Origin of the sequence: Kutzneria buriramensis, assembly GCF_003387475.1 — a bacterium.
In the GTDB taxonomy this organism is placed as follows: Bacteria; Actinomycetota; Actinomycetes; order Mycobacteriales; family Pseudonocardiaceae; genus Kutzneria; species Kutzneria buriramensis.
Map to the genome: position 1 here is coordinate 748,541 of NZ_QUNO01000001.1, position 14,416 is coordinate 762,956.

The window sequence follows — 14,416 nt, forward strand, 5'->3', positions numbered from 1 at the left end:
TCAGTCCACCGTCACGTAGTCCGGGCCGCTGTAGTGGCCCTCCAACTGGGTGCGCCGCTGCATCAACAGGTCGTTGAGCAGGCTGGACGCGCCGAACCGGAACAGTTTCGGGGTCAGCCACTCCGGGCCGGCCACCTCGTGGACGGCGACCAGGTAGCGGATCGCGTCCTTGGTGGTCCGGATGCCGCCGGCCGGCTTCACGCCGCGCAGCTCGCCGGTGCGGTCCCGCCAGTCTCGCACCGCCTGGAGCATCACGTGCGTGACGGGCAGCGTGGCGGCGGGGGAGACCTTGCCGGTCGAGGTCTTGATGAAGTCGCCGCCGGCCAGCAGCGCCAGCCAGGACGCCCGGCGCACGTTGTCGTACGTCGAGAGCTCGCCGGTCTCCAGGATCACCTTGAGGTGCGCGTCCCCACAGGCCGCCTTGACCGCGACGATCTCCTCGTACACCTGGCCGTAGCGGCCGGACAGGAAGGCGCCCCGGTCGATCACCATGTCGATCTCGGTGGCGCCGGCCTCGACCGCCAGCTCGGTGTCGGCGAGCTTGACCGCCAGGTTGGACCGGCCCGACGGGAACGCGGTGGCGACCGAGGCCACCCCCACCCCGCTGTCGCCGACCCCGGCCACCGCGGTGGCCACCAGGTCGGGGTAGACGCAGACCGCGCCGACGTGCGGCACCTCGGCGTACTCGGGATCGGGCCGGCGGGCCTTGGCTGTGAGCGTGCGGACCTTGCCGGGCGTGTCGGCGCCCTCCAGGGTGGTCAGGTCGACCATGGAGATCGCGGTGTCGATGGCCTGGAGTTTCGAGGCCTTCTTGATGCTCCGCGTGCCGAGGGTGGCCGCGCGCTGTTCCACGCCGACCTGGTCGACCCCGGGCAGCCCGTGCAGGAAGCGCCGCAGGGACGCGTCGTCGCGCGTGACCTCCGACAACTCTGTCGTAGAAGGGGCAGACATGGGATCGAGTCTAAGTGCCACTTGCGTGCGTATGTCCTCATGGACGTGAGGAGGGCGCCGTGACATTGACCCCGGACGAGGTGCATGCCGTCGTGTTCAACCCGCCCCCGCCGGGGCGCCGGGCCTACCACCCGGGCGAGGTGGACGACTTCGTCGACCGCATCGAGGCGACCCTGGCCGGCGAGGACAACCTCACCGGCCAGGAGGTGAACAAGGTCAAGTTCCACAAGCCGCCGGCCGGCGAGGAGGGCTACTTCGACTACGAGGTGGACCAGTTCCTGGCGCTGGCCGCCGAGGCGCTGGGCTGCGGCTACGACATCGTCGAGGTCGACGCCTTCCTCGACCGGGTCGTGGGGGCGCTGCACGGCACCGACCGGCTGTCCGTGGCCGAGGTCCGCAATGTCCGGTTCCGGCGGGCCGGCGCCGGTGCCGACGGGTACAACGAGGACGGCGTGGACGCGTTCCTGCTGATCGTGGCCAAGGTGCTGGAGCGACTAGGCGGCCGGCCGAGAACCCTGACCGCCGACGACATCGTGGCGGTGGGCTTCCACACCGCCCACCGGAACGACCGCGGCTACGACGAGGACCAGGTCGACCGCTTTCTCGACAAGGTCGAGGCCACCCTGCGGGGCCAGGGCACCCTCACCGCCGCCCAGGTCCGCGACGTCCAGTTCGACGAGGCCCTGATCGAGGGCGAGGGCTACGACCAGGACGAGGTCGACGCCTTCCTGGACCTGATCGAGGCCCAGTTGGCCGCCCTCAACCCCCAAGCCACCCGCCCCGCCGTCTGACCCCGCGACCCAACCCCCGCGAGTCGCGCTCTCAGACACACCGAATGTGCGTTTGAGGCAGACCCGGCGAGTCGCGCTCTCGGGCACACCGAATCCAGCTCTCGGGCACACCCCGCCGAGCGTCACACCAAAGGTCGGTTTCCGACAGACCGGGGTCACGCCACCCAGTTGGCCGTGATGGTGCAGCGGGCCTCGGACGCCGTGCCGCCGGTCACCTTCAGCCCGAACTGGATGGTCACCTCGGTCGGGGGTTCAGCGCCGTTGCGCAGGTTCGCCAGCGCCGCCTGGAGTGTCGGCCGCACCTTCTCGACCGCCTCGCGCAGCGCTCCGCCGGCCTCGGTGACGAGGGAGCCGGAGCGGTCGAGGCCGCCGTCCACCTCGACGAGCACGTTGTTGCCGTCGTCGAGCGTCAAAGCCACCACGTTCACCATGACGACTCCTGGAGTTGTCCCAGCGTTCGCCACAGGTTAGATCCACGGTCGCTGGCCAGGCGGGTGAAACCGCGGCCGTGTCCCGCCAACGAGGGACACCCTCGGCTGAATTCGTACGTTCGGTGTGCCGGCGGGCGAGGGTTCTGCCCCAAACGCACATTCGGTGTGTCCGAGCGCGCGACTCGCGGGGTTCAGCCGCGGAGTTGGCGGGGGGAGTTCTTGCGGGGCTTGCGGCGGATGGAGACGGCGCCCATCAGGGCCATGCCGTTGATGCGGAGCACGGGCGAACCCGGGGCGCCCGGGCCGTCGGCGGCCCGCTCGAACTCGCCCATGATGCCGACGCCGTTGATCTGCACGGTCAGGTCCGGCGGCACGATGATCTTGACCTCACCCATGATCACGGTGGCGGTGATCGCGCACTCGGCCGCCTCGAAGCTGGCCTCCCGCAGGTCCAGCTTCACCTCGCCCATGAACGCCGTCGCCGAGTACTGCGGCGGCACCACCCACTCGCCGCTGCGCACGCTCGAACTCATGATCGCCAGCGACGCCGTGGACGTCCCGGCGCCGCCGACCATCGGCGCGACCTGACCGCTCGCGGCCGGAACCGCAGGGAGAACCGTCGGCACGTCCGGCAGGTCACGGGTGAACGGCACCAGCTCGCCGAAGGTCTTCGCCTGGTACAGCCCGACCAGCCGCTCGTCCAACTCGCTGACGGTCAGCCGGCCCTCGGCCATCGCCTGGTGCAGCACCTGCGCCACCCGCTCGCGGTCGGCGTCCGAGGCCCGCATCGACATGGGGTCAGGCTGCTCGCTCACGACGAGCAGCCTAGAACCTCGCGCTACCGCCGCGCGGGAGATCCCGCGGAAGGCCCACGCGACGGGCGTCGCGGGACCGGTCGGCGCCGGCGTCGCAGCGTGCACACCCAGCACGTGCACTGCACCGCGACGCACCCGGACTCCGCCATGCCGCACCGCCCTTCGTGACCGCTCTCGCCGCCTGGAACATCGCCGCCGGGGCCATGAACGCTACGTGAACAGGCCCTGTCCCCAGTACTGCCCCGGTGTGACCCCTGGCGGACAGACGAACACGCCGCTGCCGATGTGCTGGATGTACTCGTTCAACGCGTCCCCGGCCAACGCCGTCTGCACGGTCACGAACTGCTTGGGATCCTTCATGTACGCGATGAAGAACAGGCCGCCGAGCAGGTTTCCGGTGGCGTCGATGCCGTCGGTGAACGAGTAGCCCCGTCGCAGCAGGTGGATGCCGCCGTTGTGCTCCGGCGACGCGAGCCGGATGTGCGCGTTGTCGGGGATGTCGCTGCTGCCGAGATCCGGGGTGTCGAACTCGTCGGTCCTGCCCAGCGGCGCGCCGGACGCCTTGTAGCGCCCGAACACGTTCTGCTGGTCGGCCAGGTAGTCCCGGTCCCAGGTCTCGATGTACATCCGGATTCGCCGCGCCACCACGTAACTGCCGCCGCGCAGCCACGGCTGGTCGGTCTCGTCGCCGATCCACACGCATCGGTCGAGCACGTCGGTCTGCTCGGCGCGGACGTTGCGGGTGCCGTCCTTGAATCCCATCAGGTTCCGCGGCGTCGCCTGCGCGCTCGACGTGGACGCCGTGCGGCCGAAGCCGAGCTGCATCCACCGCAGCACAACGGTTCCCGCCCCGAGCCGGGCCAGGTTGCGCACCGCGTGGAACGTCACCTGCGGGTCGTCCGCGCACGCCTGGATGCACAGATCCCCGCCGGTGTAAGCGGGATCGAGGTTCTCCGGCGCGAGCTTCGGCAACGGCTTCAACGCCGCCGGCTTCTTCGACGCCAGCCCGAACCGGTCGTCGAACAGTGACGGCCCGAAGCCGATCGTCACGGTCAGGTTGCCGGGTTTGAGGCCGTCGGCCTCGCCGGTGTCGGCCGGCGGCGCCTGCAGATCCGTCTCGCCGCCGGGCACCAGCTGGCCCTTGGTCATCGACTCGGCCGCGGTCGTCCACGTCTTGAGCAGGCGGACCAGCTCGGCGCGGTCCTTGGTGACCACGTCGAAGGCCGCGAAGGTCAGCCGATCCTGTTGCGGCGTCACGATTCCGGCCTGGTTCGCGGCCCGGAACGGTACGATCTGCGGGTCGTTCGCGGCGCTGGCGGACATCGCCGTCGCGTCGGCCGCGACCAGGCCGCCGATGCCGACCGCGCCCAGCCCGGAGAACAGCCTTCGGCGGGACAGTGCCGGCGTCATTGCGCGACCTTCGCCGCGACCTGCGACATGGCCTCGCCCAGCGCGTTCACGGCCTGGGACAACACCTTCTGCTGGTCCTTGGACACCGTCGAGTAGTCCACGTAACCGGTGTTGAGGTAGCCCGGGCTCTGCGCGTACGGCTTGAGCGCCGCCTCCACGGCCGCGTTGCGGTCCTGCACCGACCTGGCCAGCTCGGGCGCGGTCTTCTGCAGCGCCGGCAGCAGGAGGTTGAACGCCTCCATCGAGCCGTCCAGGTTGGCCTTGAAGTCGAGGAGGTCGATGTGCGAGTACCGCTCCTCCTCGCCGGTCACCTTGGACTTCTGGATCTCGTTGACGAGCTCCGTGGCGCCGTTGGCGATCTCGGCCGGCTGATAGGTCGCCTTGGCCACCAGCTGCTGCAGCGAGGTCACGTTCTTGACGAGCTCGTCGGCCACCGGGCCCATGCCGTCCAGCTTCCTCGTCTCGAAGATCGCCTGCTCGATCCGGTGGAAACCCTTGAAGTCAGCGGGATTGTCGAAGTCGTCGACGCGGCCGTCGATGTTCTTGTCCAGGTCGCCCCAGATCTCCGCGACCGGCTCGACCTTCTCGTAGAACACGCGCGCCTGGCCGTAGGCGATGCCGGAAGCAGTGAGGTCGCCCGACTTCACCGCCGCCGCGAACGCCTGCGTGCCGGTCACCAGCCGGGTGACCTGGTCGGTGACCCACTTGCCGTAGTCGGTGGTCGCGGACACCAGAACCGGGTTGTCCTTCCACGACTTGCCGGCGTCGCCGGTCACGTGGAAGTCCCAGTGGTCCTTCTTGGCGCCCGGGCAGTAGATCTGGTAGTCGCCCTTGGCCAGCTCCAGCGAGAAGCCGCCGTCCAGGCCGGGCGTGAGGTTCTCCTGCTCGCCCAGCATCTGGCCGCCCGACAGCAGCTCCGCCTCGGTGACCGCGCCGGCGTCCTTGTTGGACACCTTGAAGTTCACCGCGCCGCTGCCGATCGTGGCCGGCGAGGGCTGGCACCCGTCGCCGGTCAGCGCCACCGTGACGTCGCCACCCGCGCCGGCGGGCGCGTTCGACGGCGCGCTGCCGCTGGTGCTGCCGCCCCCGCACGCGGTGAGGGCCAGAGTCGCCGCCGCGGCGAGCGCGGTCAGGCCGATGGTGGTGCTTCTCACGGGTTGGTCGCTCCAATCAGCTTCTTCTTGGCGGCCGTCCTCGGCCACAACACGTAGGCGAGCATCGGGACGGCGTAGACCAGCCAGCCCGTCACCTCGATCACCGTCGGGTACGGCTGCACCCCCAGCACCCCGCTGAACAGCGAGTACAGCGGCGTGCCCTGCACCACCAGCCACGACAGGTCGAGCGCCCGCTGCTGGCCGAACGAGATCCAGTGCGCTTCGAACGCCGTGTGCAGCGTGGACATGACCAGACCGGCCGCGACGATCACCAGCACGATGCCGGTGATCCGGAAGAACCGGCTGAGGTTGAGCCGCACGCCGCCCTTGTAGATGCCGTAGCCGATGCCGGCGGCGACCAGGATGCCCAGCACCGCGCCGAGGAACGACAGCGTGGCGTTGCCGCTGGCCTGGGTCAGCGCCAGCAGGAAGACAGCGGTCTCGAAGCCCTCGCGCAGCACGGCCAGGAACGCCATCACGACCAGCGCCATCGTTGAGCCCTGGGCCAGCGCGCTCGCCGCGGCGCCCTCGAGTTCCCTCTTCAGGCCGCGGGAGTGCTTCGCCATCCACAGCACCATGTACGTGACCATCACCACGGCCAGCGCGCCGACGACCGTCTCCAGGCCCTCCTGGCCCTGCTGCGGCAGCTCCTGGGAGATCACGCGGAGCGCGACGCCGATCACGACGCACAGCGCAACCGCGATGCCCACACCGGTCCAGACCTGGCGAAGCGCGTCCTTGCGGCCCTGCTGGGCCAGGAACGCGGCGATGATCCCGACGATCAGCGCGGCCTCCAGGCCCTCGCGCAGTCCGATCACGAATGTGGGCAGCATCGGGTCTCCAGATCAGGTGTGCCTTACCTGTAAGTAAGGCGAGGCTATCTAAAACACCCCGCGGCGCACTGTCAACCAGATGGGGGACCTGTCACGTTGGAGCCGGACATCCGGCGGCTACCGTGACCACCCATGGACGTCCTCGTCGTCGATCACCCGCTGGCCAGGGCCCGCCTGACCACCATGCGGGACGCGCGCACCGACAGCGCCGCGTTCCGGGCCGCCCTGCACGAGCTGACCGTGATGCTCGTCTACGAGGCGACCCGTGAGGCCCCGGTGGCCATCGAGCGGATCCACACGCCGGTGGCCCGCACCGAGGGCTACCGGCTGAGCAACCCGCCGCTGCTGGTGCCGGTGCTGCGGGCCGGGCTGGGCATGGCCGACCAGGCGCACAAGCTCATCCCGGACGCCCAGATGGGCTTCGTCGGGCTGGCCCGCGACGAGCACACCCTCCAGCCCACGCCGTACATGGAGTCGCTGCCGGAGAGCCTGGCCGGGCGGCCGGTGCTGGTGCTGGACCCGATGCTGGCCACCGGCGGGTCGATGGTGCACACCATCAACCTGCTCACCGAGCGCGGCGCCGCCGATGTGACCGCCGTGTGCGCGCTGGCCGCGCCCGAGGGCATCCGGCGGCTGGAGGAGTCCGGGCTGCCGGTGCGGGTGGTGACCGCGAGCGTGGACGAGCGGCTCAACGAGTCCGGCTTCATCGTGCCCGGCCTCGGCGACGCCGGTGACCGTCAGTACGGGGCGGTCTGAGAAAACCTTTACAACTAACGGTTGCCAGTTTTCCGGCTGCGTCTTTCGAGTGTCCGCACTGGTCTAGACCTTGACGAAAGGTGGTCTGGACCACATTATTTCGAGTGCGAGGCCCGGGGAGGTCACGTGGCGGCCACTTCCCCGGGTCTCGTTTCGTTCCGGCCGCGGGTGCGTCGCCAGCCGTCCACGAGGGCGCGGACCGCTCGCTCGTAGGCCGGCTCCATCACCTCTCGCGGCGGCATGTTGCCCTGGAGTTCCAGCGACATCAGGCCGTGCACCAGGCCCCAGGCCGAGGCCGCGATGACGTCCGGCGACTCGTCGACGTAGACGCCGCTGTCGACGCCGCGCTGCACGGTGTCGTAGAGCCGGCGGAAGCCGCTTTCCGACACCTCCGCCAGCAGGACGTCCTGCTGGATGTGGGCGCGGGCCGCGTCCGTGAAGAGCAGCGCGTAGAGGTGTGGTTCCGCCAGCGCGTACCGGCGATAGGCCAGGCCGAGCTGGATCAGGTCCTCGGCCGGGTCCTCCGAGGTCGGGGCCGCGCTCAGCTGCCGCGTGAAGCCCTTGAACGCCTCCAGGTAGACGGTTCTGATCAGGCCGGGCTTGCCGCCGAACAGCGAGTAGACCGCCGTCGTCGACGTGCTGACGTCGGTGGCGAGCTTGCGCAGGCTGAGCGCGTCCACCCCGTCCGTGGCGATCAGTTCCGCCGCGCAGGTCAGCAGCCGTCCGCGCAGGGCCTCGTCGTGGGTCTTCGGTCGTGGCACTTGACGAGTGTATCCGAAACGGTGTTTTATAACGGCGTCACAAAACGTGGGGAGGGATCCGAGATGGTCTTCGACGGACGGTGGACGGCCCGGCTGCCCGAGGAGGGCGGCGCCGTGTTCCTGATCGGCATGCGGTTCAACAAGCCGTGGCGGGTGGACAAGTGGTTTCCGGTGGCCAGCGCCATGCCGCGGATGCTCGTGCACCTCGGCAAGCACCCCGAGCTGGGCTTTCTCGGCGGGCACTCGTGGTTCGGGCGGACCACGATCCTGCTGTCGTACTGGCGCAGCGCCGAGGATCTGATCAACTTCGCGGCGGCCAAGGAGGCGCCGCACCTGGAGGCGTGGAAGGCCTACAACCGGGCCGTCGGCGCCGACGGCACCGTGGGTGTGTGGCACGAGACCTACCTGGTGTCACCCGGCAAGGCCGAGGTCATCTACGCCAACATGCCCGCCTTCGGGCTGGCCGGGGCGTTCAGCCACGAGCCCGTCACCAGGGACAGCAACAGCTCGCGCAAGCGCCTGGCCACCGCTGGACCCGTCTGATACCAGATTGGTACCGTGGCGGCGTGGCGATGACTCTGCGGTTGAGCGACGAGGAGAACCGCCAGCTCGACGAGCTGGCGGCGGCCGAGGGGCGCTCCAAGCAGGAGATCGTGCGACTCGCGCTGGCCGAGCGCTGGGCCCGGTTGCAGAAGGAGGAGCAGCTCGGCGAGGTGCTCGGCCGGGTGCTGCCGCGCTACCAGGGGCTGCTCGATCGGTTCGGTCCGGCCTGAGTGGACTACCTCGACGCCGGCGACCTGCTCGTGCTGGCCACCGCCGTCACCGGCGGCGACCTCGTCGTCCGTGACCTCGGCCTGCTCGACTCCGCCGCCCATCGACCCCGGGCCACCGTGCTCGGGGTCGAGGCCTACAACACCCTCTGGCTCAAGGCCGCCGCCGTGCTGCACTCCATCGTCCGCACCCGCCCCCTCGCCGAAGGCAACTGGCGCCTCGGCTGGGTCGCCGCCGTCGCCCTGTGCGACATCAACGGCTGGTGGATCGACGCCGACGAGGACGAGGCCCTGGGCGTCGTCCGCGCCGTGGCCCACGGCCGCCTGGAGGTCGTGGACCTCGCCACCCGCTTCGAGAACTGGTCCGTGCCCAAGGTCTGACTTCGCCGGACCGCGGAAACGCCCCCGCCCAACCCTGGGGGCCGGCCCCGCTGCCAGCCTACTCGGCGGGGTGGGCGTGTTCGCTGGTTGTGGATCTTGCTGTGGATAACTCGAGGGCTGTGGACAAACGTTTGCTACTGGTTCGACGAGTGGTCACGCTTGACCTGGAGCGCACTCCAGCTTCTACGGTCGATGTCGTGACTTACTCGATCGCCCAGGCAGCGGAACGCAGCGGGTTGTCCATCGACACCCTCCGCTACTACGAACGAATCGGGCTGGTCGACCCACCGGCCCGGGACTCGGGGGGACGTCGCTCGTACTCCGACGAGGACCTCTCCTGGCTGGAGTTCCTCACCAAGCTGCGCACGACCGGGATGCCGATCCGGCTGATGCGCGAATACGCCCAGTTGCGCCACAAGGGCCTGGCCACGGCGGGCCGGCGCAAGCAGCTGCTCTACGACCACCGGACGGACGTCCGGCAGCGCATCGCCGAACTCCAGGCGTGCCTGGCCATCCTCGACTACAAGATCACCAACTACGCCGACATCGAGGCCAAGATGGCCGGCGAGTCGCTGGTGCAGGAGGTGTCGGCGTGACGCTTCCGACCAGGCGGCTCGGCGAGCTGGCGGTCGGCGCGCAGGGTCTGGGCTGCATGGGCATGAGCCAGTCCTACGGCCAGGGCGACGAGGCCGAGTCGATCGCGACCGTCCACCGGGCGATCGACCTCGGCGTCACGCTCTTCGACACCGCCGACCAGTACGGCCGCGGCGCGAACGAAGAGCTGCTCGGCCGGGCCCTCAAGGGCCGCCGCGACCAGGTGGCGATTGCGACGAAGTTCGGGTTCGTGTCCACGGAGGGCGCGATCGCCATCCGTGGCGACGCCGCTTATGTGCATCAGGCCGTCAACAGTAGTCTACAGCGGATCAATATTGACAACATTGATCTATATTATCAACATCGGGTCGATCCGAATGTGCCGATCGAGGAGACGGTCGGCGCGATGGCGGAGCTCGTGCAGGCGGGCAAGGTCCGTTACCTGGGGTTGTCGGAGGCCGGACCGGAGACGATCCGCCGGGCGCACGCGGTGCACCCGATCACGGCACTTCAGAGCGAGTGGTCGCTGTGGACCAGGGACATCGAGGCGGAGATCCTGGCGGTCTGCCGCGAACTCGGCATCGGCATCGTGCCGTTCTCGCCGCTCGGCCGGGGATTTCTGACGGGCAGCGTGACGTCGGTCGACAAGCTCGACTCCGACGACATGCGGCGGAGCCTGCCGCGGTTCAGCGGCGAGAACTTCGACCGAAACCTCGCAATCGTCGACGAGCTCAACTCGCTGGCGGCCGAGCGCGGCGTCACCGCGGGTCAGCTGGCGCTGGCGTGGGTGCAGCACCAGGGCGACGACGTGGTGCCGATTCCGGGCACCAAGCGGCGCAAGTACCTGGAGGAGAACGTCGCCGCGGCCGACCTGAAGCTGACCGCCGACGACCTGGCGGCGATCGAGGCTGCCGCGCCCGTCGACGCGGTGGTCGGCGACCGGTACCGCCCCGAAATGCAGAAACTCGTCGGACGCTGACAAGGAGAGAGATGGAATCGCGCAAGCTCGGCGACCTGGAGGTGTCCGCGCAGGGCCTCGGTTGCATGGGGATGAGCGAGTTCTACGGACAGGGCGACGACGAGGAGTCGATCGCGACCATCCATCGCGCGATCGACCTGGGCGTCACGCTTCTCGACACCGCCGACATGTACGGCATCGGCGCGAACGAGGAACTGGTCGGAAAGGCCATCGCCGACCGGCGCGACCGGATCGTGCTGGCCACCAAGTTCGGCTTCGTCCGCGACAAGAACGACCCGGGCTTGCGGGGCATTCGCGGCGACGCCGCTTATGTGCATCAGGCCGTCAATAGTAGTCTACAGCGGATCAATGTTGACAACATTGATCTATATTATCAACATCGGGTCGATCCGAATGTGCCGATCGAGGAGACGGTCGGCGCGATGGCCGAGCTCGTGCAGGCGGGCAAGGTCCGTTACCTGGGGTTGTCGGAGGCCGGACCGGAGACGATCCGCCGCGCGCACGCCGTTCACCCGATCACCGCTTTGCAGACGGAATGGTCGCTGTGGTCACGCGACATCGAGGACGAGATCGTCCCGGTGTGCCGTGAGCTGGGCATCGGCATCGTGGCGTACTCGCCCCTGGGCCGAGGCTTCCTGACCGGCCGCTTCACCTCGACCGACAGCTTCGGCGAGGGCGATTTCCGCGCCGCCCTCCAGCCGCGGTTCAGCGAGGAGAACCTCGCCAAGAACCAGGCGATCGTCGACGCGCTGAAGGCGCTGGCGGCCGAGCGCGGCGTCACGCCCGGCCAGTTGGCGCTGGCCTGGGTGCAGCACCGCGGCCAGGACGTGGTGCCGATCCCGGGCACCAAGCGGATCAAGTACCTGGAGGAGAACGTCGCCGCGGCCGACCTGAAGCTGACCGCCGACGACATCGCCGCGATCGAGGCGGCCGTCCCGCTCGACGCCGTCGCGGGAGCGCGCTATCCCGAAGCAGGGCTGCGTTCGGTCAACAGGTGACGTGAACGAGAGCCGCCGGTCTCGAAACCCGAGGCCGGCGGCTTTGTCATGCCATGAGGCCGGCGGCCACCGTCGCGCCGAGCTCCCAGCAGGCCTGGAGGTCGTCCCTCGACGGCGTGGCGGTGACCAGCACGTGCTCGGCGACGCGGTTCCAGCCCAACCCCTTGGTGATGCCCTCCACACTGCGCACGGCGCCGGACATGTCGCTGTTGCCGTGCACGTACAACCCGTACGGGCGACCCTGCGTGGCGTCCAGGCACGGGTAGTACACGAGGTCGAAGAACACCTTCAGCGCCCCGGACATGTAGCCCAGCGACGCCGGCGTGCCGAGCACGAAGCCGTCGGCCTCCAGGACGTCGACGGCCGTGACGGCGAGCGCCGGTTTGCGCACCACCTCCACGCCCTCGATCTCCGGCGTTGTGGCTCCGGCCACAACCGACTCGAACATCGCCTGAAGATTCGGCGACGGCGTGTGGTGCACGATCAGCAGTCGGGGCACCCATCAGACGATGCCGAGCCGCCCGCGCCGCCGCAACCGGTCGACGGTGCGTAGCCGCGGACACCGCCGACATTCGTGCTGCCTGCGCGATTCCGCGATGTGAATGCGCAACGGGTGACGCAGGGTGTCAGACGCGATGTGCCGACGCGTCAAGGGAAACGGGCGGAACTCGAGGCAACCGGATCGCCACCCCGGCCGTCTCATCAAAGAGAAACGCTGGTATAGATGGAAGAACTGTGGACGTAACCTCGACTCTCCTGTCCGGCAGCCGGCGCAAGCGTGTGATCTACGCGGGCTGGCTCGCCGTAGGCATCGGCCTGATCGGTGCACCGCTCGTGGTCCTGTCGCTGTGGCCCGGCATCGACCACACCCCCTACTCGGCCAACACGGTCCTGCTCGCCTTCGGACTGTGCCTGTGCTCCGTCGCCTACGCCTTCGGCCGCGCGGCCATCGCCGGCATGACGGAGGGCCGGCCCCGACCGGTGTCGGGACCGGGCAACATCCCCTATGTGCTCGCTGGCGTGTTCCTGGTGGTGGCCGTGGGCTCGCTGGTCATCGCGGCGGGCTGAGCCGTCACTCGAACAGCGCGGCAACGTCGCCGCGCAGCGCGGCCAGCCGTGCCACGGCTCGCTGCCGCGCGGCGGCCAGACCGTCCCGGTCCGGCACCGGTTCCACGATCTCCAGGTACGCCTTGAGCTTCGGCTCCGTCCCCGACGGCCGGATCAGCACCCGCACCCCTTCGCCCCGCAGCGCCAGCACGTCGGCACGCGGCCGCAGGTCCTCCGCGGCCACCGAGACGCCCGCCAGCGCCGCCGGCGGCTCGGTGCGCAGCTTGGCCATCAGCACGCCGATCCGCCCCAGATCGGTCACCCGCAGCGAAACCTGGTCGGTCAGGTGCAAACCGTGCGCAACGGCCAGATCGTCCAGCACGTCCAGCGGCGTCCGGCCCTCCGCCTTGAGCCCGGCGGCCAGGTCGCACGCGAGCACCGCGGCCGAGATGCCGTCCTTGTCCCGCACGTAGTCCGGGTCGACGCAGTGCCCCAGCGCCTCCTCGTACGCGTAGACCAGGCCGGTTCCGGCGCCGTCGCCGGCCCGGACCAGCCACTTGAAGCCGGTCAGCGTCTCGTCGTAGCGGGCGCCGTGCGCGGCGGCGACCTTGGACAGCAGCGAGGACGACACGATCGTGGTCGCCACCAATGCCCCGGTGGCGTCCATTGTGGACAGCACGTGCTCGCCGAGCAGGACCCCGGTCTCGTCGCCGCGCAGCATCCGCCACGAGCCGTCGCGCTCGCGAACGCCCAGCGCGCACCGGTCGGCGTCCGGGTCGAGGGCGATCGCCAGGTCGGCATCGACGGACTCGGCCAGCGCCAGCAGCAAGTCGGTGGCCCCCGGCTCCTCCGGATTCGGGAACGACACGGTCGGGAAGTCGGCGTCCGGATCCTGCTGCTGCGGCACGAAGTGCACGTCGGTGAACTCGGCCGCCGCCAGCACGGAAGCCAGCGTCGCCGCGCCCACGCCGTGCATCGGCGTCGCCGCCACCCGCAGCGTCCGCACGCCGCCGACCGGCAGGCTCGCCGCCCGCGTGACGTACGCGGCGACGTCGTCAGCGGACACGGTCGTCCAGTTCGTCGAACGCGGCACCGAGACGGCGGCCGGCACCTGCGCGATCGCCGCCTCGATCTGACGGTCGGTCGGCGGCACGATCTGGGCGCCGTGCTCGATGTACAGCTTGTACCCGTTGTCGGCGGGCGGGTTGTGCGACGCCGTGATCTGCACGCCGGCGACCGCGTTCAGCCGCCGCACGAGGAACGCCGTGACCGGCGTCGGCAGCGGCCCGTCGAGCACCCGCACGTCGAAGCCGGCCGCCGCCAGCACGCCGGCGGCGGCCCGGTGGAACTGCTCCGAGCCGTGCCGGGCGTCGCGGCCGACGACGACCACACCGCCGCCGTGACCGTTGCGCTGCAACCAGTCCGCGAGGCCGGCGGTGGTGCGCACGACCACCGCCTCGTTCATGCCGTTCGCGCCGGCGCGCACGGGCCCGCGCAGCCCGGCGGTGCCGAACGTCAGCGGTCCGCCCATCCGGTCGGCCAGCTCGTCGATCGACGCCTGGTCGCCGGCGATCGCCTGCGCCAGGATGCCCTGCAACTCGGTGCGGGCATCCTGGTCCGGGTCGTCGGCGATCCACCGGAACGTGGCGTCCCGCAGCGCCGGCGCGATGCTCACTGCGGCACCTCGCTAGCGCTCGGTGTCCGCGTCCGCGGACGCTCCGCGTTGAATGGTTCGCTCGCAAGCT

The 14,416-nt window shown here is 69.9% G+C and carries 18 protein-coding genes; 9 read left to right on the plus strand and 9 right to left on the minus strand.

The features are described 5' to 3' along the window. On the minus strand, window positions 1-951 hold the full coding sequence (deoC, locus tag BCF44_RS03570) for a deoxyribose-phosphate aldolase (protein ID WP_116172571.1): 951 nt from the start codon (window positions 949-951) through the stop codon (window positions 1-3). A 59-nt stretch (window positions 952-1,010) separates the two neighbouring features. Here deoC and BCF44_RS56490 point away from each other — a divergent pair, with 59 nt between their 5' ends. Beyond that, window positions 1,011-1,742, plus strand: coding sequence for a DivIVA domain-containing protein (locus BCF44_RS56490; RefSeq protein WP_211352865.1), 732 nt, complete (start codon window positions 1,011-1,013; stop codon window positions 1,740-1,742). A 155-nt stretch (window positions 1,743-1,897) separates the two neighbouring features. Here the strand turns inward: BCF44_RS56490 and BCF44_RS03585 are convergent, their stop codons facing one another. From BCF44_RS03585 to efeU, 5 genes are all read right to left on the minus strand, one after another. Further along, window positions 1,898-2,173, minus strand: coding sequence for a CU044_2847 family protein (locus tag BCF44_RS03585; RefSeq protein ID WP_116172572.1), 276 nt, complete (start codon window positions 2,171-2,173; stop codon window positions 1,898-1,900). A 191-nt stretch (window positions 2,174-2,364) separates the two neighbouring features. Further along, complete coding sequence (locus tag BCF44_RS03590) at window positions 2,365-2,988, minus strand: DUF1707 SHOCT-like domain-containing protein (RefSeq protein WP_116172573.1); 624 nt, start codon at window positions 2,986-2,988, stop codon at window positions 2,365-2,367. A 210-nt stretch (window positions 2,989-3,198) separates the two neighbouring features. Further along, window positions 3,199-4,398, minus strand: coding sequence for an iron uptake transporter deferrochelatase/peroxidase subunit (gene efeB, locus BCF44_RS03595; protein WP_116172574.1), 1,200 nt, complete (start codon window positions 4,396-4,398; stop codon window positions 3,199-3,201). Further along, complete coding sequence (gene efeO / locus BCF44_RS03600) at window positions 4,395-5,552, minus strand: iron uptake system protein EfeO (protein ID WP_116172575.1); 1,158 nt, start codon at window positions 5,550-5,552, stop codon at window positions 4,395-4,397. The genes efeB and efeO overlap by 4 nt, the downstream gene beginning before the upstream one ends. Beyond that, complete coding sequence (gene efeU, locus BCF44_RS03605; RefSeq protein WP_116172576.1) at window positions 5,549-6,385, minus strand: iron uptake transporter permease EfeU; 837 nt, start codon at window positions 6,383-6,385, stop codon at window positions 5,549-5,551. Before efeU ends, efeO begins: the two co-directional genes overlap by 4 nt. 132 nt (window positions 6,386-6,517) lie before the next feature. Here efeU and upp point away from each other — a divergent pair, with 132 nt between their 5' ends. Continuing rightward, window positions 6,518-7,141 (plus strand): uracil phosphoribosyltransferase, encoded by a 624-nt coding sequence (upp, locus tag BCF44_RS03610; protein WP_116172577.1) that lies wholly within the window; start codon window positions 6,518-6,520, stop codon window positions 7,139-7,141. 122 nt (window positions 7,142-7,263) lie between these two features. Here the strand turns inward: upp and BCF44_RS03615 are convergent, their stop codons facing one another. Beyond that, entirely contained in the window at window positions 7,264-7,902 is a 639-nt protein-coding gene (locus tag BCF44_RS03615) for a TetR/AcrR family transcriptional regulator (protein ID WP_116172578.1), read from the minus strand. A gap of 63 nt (window positions 7,903-7,965) precedes the next feature. Between BCF44_RS03615 and BCF44_RS03620 the strand changes: the two genes are divergently transcribed. From BCF44_RS03620 to BCF44_RS03645, 6 genes are all read left to right on the plus strand, one after another. Beyond that, window positions 7,966-8,445 carry a DUF4188 domain-containing protein gene (locus BCF44_RS03620; RefSeq protein ID WP_116172579.1) on the plus strand — a complete coding sequence of 160 codons (480 nt, stop codon included), beginning with the start codon at window positions 7,966-7,968 and terminating at the stop codon, window positions 8,443-8,445. 29 nt (window positions 8,446-8,474) lie between these two features. After that, complete coding sequence (locus BCF44_RS03625; protein WP_246014835.1) at window positions 8,475-8,675, plus strand: ribbon-helix-helix domain-containing protein; 201 nt, start codon at window positions 8,475-8,477, stop codon at window positions 8,673-8,675. Continuing rightward, window positions 8,676-9,053: a type II toxin-antitoxin system death-on-curing family toxin gene (locus BCF44_RS03630; protein ID WP_116172581.1), complete on the plus strand. Its 378-nt coding sequence runs from the start codon at window positions 8,676-8,678 to the stop codon at window positions 9,051-9,053. 197 nt (window positions 9,054-9,250) lie between these two features. Then, the gene (locus tag BCF44_RS03635) at window positions 9,251-9,649 is read left to right on the plus strand and encodes a MerR family transcriptional regulator (RefSeq protein WP_116172582.1); all 399 of its coding nucleotides are present in this window, start codon (window positions 9,251-9,253) and stop codon (window positions 9,647-9,649) included. 56 nt (window positions 9,650-9,705) lie between these two features. Next, window positions 9,706-10,626, plus strand: a complete 921-nt coding sequence (locus BCF44_RS03640) for an aldo/keto reductase (RefSeq protein WP_116172879.1) — start codon at window positions 9,706-9,708, stop codon at window positions 10,624-10,626. An 11-nt stretch (window positions 10,627-10,637) separates the two neighbouring features. Continuing rightward, window positions 10,638-11,624, plus strand: a complete 987-nt coding sequence (locus BCF44_RS03645; RefSeq protein WP_116172583.1) for an aldo/keto reductase — start codon at window positions 10,638-10,640, stop codon at window positions 11,622-11,624. Between the two features lie 46 nt (window positions 11,625-11,670). On the opposite strand, the gene BCF44_RS03650 is transcribed toward BCF44_RS03645, so the two are convergent. Further along, window positions 11,671-12,123 carry a flavodoxin family protein gene (locus BCF44_RS03650; RefSeq protein WP_116172584.1) on the minus strand — a complete coding sequence of 151 codons (453 nt, stop codon included), beginning with the start codon at window positions 12,121-12,123 and terminating at the stop codon, window positions 11,671-11,673. A gap of 236 nt (window positions 12,124-12,359) precedes the next feature. On the opposite strand from BCF44_RS03650, the gene BCF44_RS03655 reads away from it, so the two are divergent. Beyond that, window positions 12,360-12,692 (plus strand): hypothetical protein, encoded by a 333-nt coding sequence (locus BCF44_RS03655; protein ID WP_116172585.1) that lies wholly within the window; start codon window positions 12,360-12,362, stop codon window positions 12,690-12,692. Window positions 12,693-12,696: 4 nt separating this feature from the next. On the opposite strand, the gene BCF44_RS03660 is transcribed toward BCF44_RS03655, so the two are convergent. Next, complete coding sequence (locus BCF44_RS03660) at window positions 12,697-14,346, minus strand: phospho-sugar mutase (RefSeq protein ID WP_116172586.1); 1,650 nt, start codon at window positions 14,344-14,346, stop codon at window positions 12,697-12,699. Window positions 14,347-14,416: the final 70 nt, after the last annotated feature.

Bases quoted from the DNA above. Each gene is read 5' to 3' on its own strand.
- deoC (WP_116172571.1), bottom strand. From the start codon at position 951: ATGTCTGCCCCTTCTACGACAGAGTTGTCGGAGGTCACGCGCGACGAC.
- BCF44_RS03585 (WP_116172572.1), bottom strand. From the start codon at position 2,173: ATGGTGAACGTGGTGGCTTTGACGCTCGACGACGGCAACAACGTGCTC.
- efeB (WP_116172574.1), bottom strand. From the start codon at position 4,398: ATGACGCCGGCACTGTCCCGCCGAAGGCTGTTCTCCGGGCTGGGCGCG.
- efeU (WP_116172576.1), bottom strand. From the start codon at position 6,385: ATGCTGCCCACATTCGTGATCGGACTGCGCGAGGGCCTGGAGGCCGCG.
- upp (WP_116172577.1), top strand. From the start codon at position 6,518: ATGGACGTCCTCGTCGTCGATCACCCGCTGGCCAGGGCCCGCCTGACC.
- BCF44_RS03620 (WP_116172579.1), top strand. From the start codon at position 7,966: ATGGTCTTCGACGGACGGTGGACGGCCCGGCTGCCCGAGGAGGGCGGC.
- BCF44_RS03625 (WP_246014835.1), top strand. From the start codon at position 8,475: ATGACTCTGCGGTTGAGCGACGAGGAGAACCGCCAGCTCGACGAGCTG.
- BCF44_RS03640 (WP_116172879.1), top strand. From the start codon at position 9,706: ATGGGCATGAGCCAGTCCTACGGCCAGGGCGACGAGGCCGAGTCGATC.
- BCF44_RS03645 (WP_116172583.1), top strand. From the start codon at position 10,638: ATGGAATCGCGCAAGCTCGGCGACCTGGAGGTGTCCGCGCAGGGCCTC.